Below are 3824 nucleotides of genomic sequence, written 5' to 3' on the forward strand. Positions count from 1 at the left end.
CCGCATGACAGCGCTTGGGTCTTCACTCTGGCTTCTGTTCGAACTCATCCAAAATCTGGAACACAAAAGAATAAATGATTGCCATCACGCCCATCACCATGGTGTAGATAAGGCCATACCAGGTCAGGGTTTCCGAAACCACCGAGGATCCGGTTTCCGGATTGTTCAAGAGCCTGAGCACGTCCATTACCACGAGCACCGGGGAAGCGAACATGAAGCCGATGACCGGGATGGACGGAATAAAACTAAAGGCGATCAGAAGCTTCAATCTGGTCGAGATACAAGTGGATTTTTCCATGTCATGTGTCCTTTCTGAGATGGAATTGAAGGTGTTGGGGAGCCCGTTCACGCGGCTTCCCGGTCGGCATGCCGCGCGGCCTCGATGATGTAATCCACGCCCACCTGCGCGGCTGATGCGGCGGTGAAGATCAGTCGTTTGTCGTCGGCCAAAGCCTTGAGCCAGCTCGAGACGTAAGCCGCGTTCTGCCGGGTCTCTGGCTCGATCCCGAGGGCCACGCAGAGCATTGCGCCGCCGATCTCGGCCAGCAACTCCTCGCGCGCCACGTCCTTGCGGCTCATGCAGGTGGTGAACCGGTCCAGCCGACTCTTGTGGCCGGTGGCATGCAGGCTCTCATGGGCGAGGGTGCCGAAATATCCCGTGTTGCTGTGAAACGTTTCCGCGGGCGGCATGTGGATCCGGTCCACCTTGGGATCATAATAGGCACGCGGGTCCTTGCTCGTCTCGATCGTCACGCCGATCCCGGCAAAGAAATCCATAAGCTCCGCGTCGATCTCGGTGCCCATGTCCTGGGCTTTGTTCGGCGTCCGGGCGAACTCTTTGGGCAGACCGTCGATCTGGTCGGCATTGAACACGCGGTAGGCGCGCAGATAGCCGATGCGCTTCTCGTCGCCGGCTTCGGTCTCGCGCTCCACCGTACCGTATTTGACGACGGTCGAGGACCTCTCTCCCTTGCGGACTTGCGCACCCAGTTCGGTTGCCTGCCGGTAAGTGAACCAATGCGCGCCGCCATAGCCTTTCTCGGCCGCTTCGAGCCACAGCAGCAGAACGTTGATGCCGCGATAGGGCACGCCGTTGGCGCGCAGCGGAAAGAATGCACCGCCCGCCGATCCGGTCCATGGTTTGCGCCAGGGCGGCGTGCCGGCCTCGATCGCCGCCATGATCCTGTCGGTGACGTATTGCTGAAGGTCGAACTTCGTTCTCGTCTCGCCTTTCGGGCTCAGGTCGGTCGTCGTCATGGGATCATCTCCTGTCTGGCTTTCCCTCGGCCTCATGGCCGCACCAAAAACGGAAGCTCCCTTTGCTCTTTCCCGCGGCGCGTCAGTGTCGCGGAACGTCTCAGCAGGGCGCAGACATCCCGGGACAAGCGCGCCCGCTGTCGAGCGAGACATAGCTGGTGTCCGGGTCCTCAATCAGGTGAGCGAACACGCGCTCTCAGACGCCGGCCTTCTCCGATCTTCCGGTGGTGAGGTGAGCTGCGGCGGCTTTTCCGGCGAAAGGGCGCAAGCTATAGAGCCGGGATGTGCAACCTCTACTCGCTGACCAAGAGCCAGGATGCGATGCGGCAGCTGTTTCCCGGCATCCGGGATCGCACGGGCAACCAGCCGCCCCTGCCGGGGATCTTTCCTGACCAGGAAGCGCCGGTGATCCGCAACACGGAGGACGGCGCGCGCGAGCTGGTGCGCATGCGCTGGGGCATGCCGTCCCCGGCCTTCGCCCTGAAGAACCGCAAGACCGATGGTGGCGTGACCAATATTCGCAACACCCGTTCCCCGCACTGGCGGCGCTGGCTGGGGGTCGGGCAGCGCTGCCTGGTTCCGTTCACGAGCTTCTCCGAATACGACACAAGCGCGGGGCAGCCGGCCATGCCGGTCTGGTTCGCGCTCGATGATACGCGCCCGCTGGCGTTTTTCGCCGGCATCTGGACGCGCTGGACGTCGGTGCGCAAGCTGAAGGAAGGCGAGACCACCAACGACCTGTTCGGCTTCCTGACAACGGAGGCCAACGGAATTGTCGGCGCGATCCACCCCAAGGCCATGCCGGTGGTCCTCACCGAACCCGAAGCATGGGAGACTTGGCTGTCGGCGCCGGTCGAGGAGGCGATGGCACTGCAACGCCCGTTGCCCGATGACGCCCTGAAGATCGTGGCGCGCGGTGAAAAGCAGGATAAGGGCGAGTCGCAAGCCGGCTGAAGATCCGAACGGTCCGCGATCCCAGCCCCTCAAGGACAGCGAGCATGGATCAGAACACGCTTGAGTGCCTTCTGCGGGAGCTGCTGATCGGGGCGCTTGAAGACGGCCTCGATGTGGATGCCATTCTCGCGGCGCTTGCGGCCGAGAAGCGGTACTTCCTCGAGCAGGTGAACTCGCTTGGGAACGAATAGATCGGCCTTTACCGCTTAACCCCTGTCCAATTGTCCAGTCGGGTCCTGCCTGCGATACCGGTGCCGGGTGAGTGCGGGGGCAATCATGAAACGGTCGATCTGTGAGCTATGGTGGAAAGCGCCCCTTTTCGCCGGAAGTCTATATTACTGGTGGTGGTCGTTCAAACCAGCGCGGGATGTCATTGTAGGGCTGCTGTAGGGTGTTGCGGCCCGCCGAAACACGGAACTGCGCGGAGTATAGCGATGCTGAGAAACTGGTTATCTGCATTGGCCCTGGCAATCCAGTTCGGGATCTCCTGCGAACCTGCATCCGCTGAAGCCGCCGTGCGGATCGTTGACGGCGACGGTCTGCGGATCGAGGGGCAGAGCATCCGCCTCTGGGGCATCGATGCGCCGGAGCTGGATCAGACCTGCGAGCAGGACGGCAGAGCAACGCCGTGCGGAGAGGATGCCCGCCTTCTTCTCGGCGCGCTGGCCCAAAGCGGTGAGATTACCTGCGAGACAGAGAAAACAGATCGATACGGGCGTACCGTGGCGCGCTGCTTTGCAGGCGGGCTCGACCTCGCGGGTGCGATGGTGCGGCAGGGTTACGCTCTTGACTGGCCGCGCTATTCGGACGGGTTCTATTCTAGCGAAGAGGCGGAGGCGCGCGTCGAGCGGCGCGGCATGTGGGCCGGGCGATAGGGCTGTACCGGCGCTTCGTCCGGGCAACGGTCGGTCTTCGAGGATACCTTCATAGATTTAGGAAATCATGTATCGTTCCCGCTAAAAAGAAATTATTTGATAATTTGCACGAGCTGCTCTTTGGTAATACCCGAGCGTGTCCAATCTTCTGTGTATGACCCCGCCGGTCCATGCTGAGAGCGACAGGAGCATGGACCATGACGAGGAAGATCGACGACGACCCGATCGACGAATTGCTGAAGGGCTGCGAGCGGCCGGAAGACCTGCTCGGCGACGGCGGTTTGATGCGAGGGCTCAAGCGCGCCTTGATGCAGCGGATGCTGGGAGCGGAGCTGACGGATCACCTGGGCTACGACCCCGGTGAGACGCCCCCGCCGGTGCAGCCGAACCGGCGGAACGGCACCGGGCGCAAGACGGTGAAGGGTGAGGCCGGGGCTTTCGAGATCGACGTCCCGCGCGATCGGGATGGCAGTTTCGAGCCGCGCCTGATCGGCAAGGGCCAGACCTGGATCGACGGCTTGGACGACAAGATCGTCGGCATGTATGCGCGGGGGATGAGCGTGCGGGACATCCGCAGCCATCTCGAGGACCTCTACGGCCTGGAGGTGTCTCCGGACCTGATCAGCCGCGTGACCGATGCGGTTCTCGACGAGGTGAAGGAATGGCGCTCGCGGGCGCTGGACGCCGTCTATCCCGTGGTGATCTTCGATGCGCTGAGGGTGAAGATCCGCGACAAGG

Annotated in this window: 6 protein-coding genes; 4 read left to right on the forward strand and 2 right to left on the reverse strand. The window is 62.3% G+C overall.

Going from position 1 to position 3824, the window contains the following annotated elements; all coding sequences use genetic code 11:
• Nucleotides 1-22 precede the first annotated feature (22 nt).
• Nucleotides 23-298 (reverse strand): hypothetical protein, encoded by a 276-nt coding sequence (locus WA989_RS02010; protein WP_424338859.1) that lies wholly within the window; start codon nucleotides 296-298, stop codon nucleotides 23-25.
• Nucleotides 299-345: 47 nt separating this feature from the next.
• Nucleotides 346-1257 carry an ArdC family protein gene (locus tag WA989_RS02015; RefSeq protein WP_424338860.1) on the reverse strand — a complete coding sequence of 304 codons (912 nt, stop codon included), beginning with the start codon at nucleotides 1255-1257 and terminating at the stop codon, nucleotides 346-348.
• Between the two features lie 282 nt (nucleotides 1258-1539).
• Here WA989_RS02015 and WA989_RS02020 point away from each other — a divergent pair, with 282 nt between their 5' ends.
• The 4 genes from WA989_RS02020 to WA989_RS02035 all read left to right on the forward strand — a co-directional run.
• Entirely contained in the window at nucleotides 1540-2211 is a 672-nt protein-coding gene (locus tag WA989_RS02020) for an SOS response-associated peptidase (protein WP_424338861.1), read from the forward strand.
• Between the two features lie 44 nt (nucleotides 2212-2255).
• Nucleotides 2256-2402 (forward strand): hypothetical protein, encoded by a 147-nt coding sequence (locus WA989_RS02025; protein WP_424338862.1) that lies wholly within the window; start codon nucleotides 2256-2258, stop codon nucleotides 2400-2402.
• A 243-nt stretch (nucleotides 2403-2645) separates the two neighbouring features.
• Complete coding sequence (locus tag WA989_RS02030) at nucleotides 2646-3086, forward strand: thermonuclease family protein (protein ID WP_424338863.1); 441 nt, start codon at nucleotides 2646-2648, stop codon at nucleotides 3084-3086.
• A 197-nt stretch (nucleotides 3087-3283) separates the two neighbouring features.
• On the forward strand, nucleotides 3284-3824 hold a 541-nt coding region (locus WA989_RS02035; RefSeq protein ID WP_424338864.1), incomplete at its 3' end, for a transposase.

Origin of the sequence: Henriciella sp. (assembly GCF_049649345.1) — a bacterium.
GTDB lineage: Bacteria > Pseudomonadota > Alphaproteobacteria > Caulobacterales > Hyphomonadaceae > Henriciella.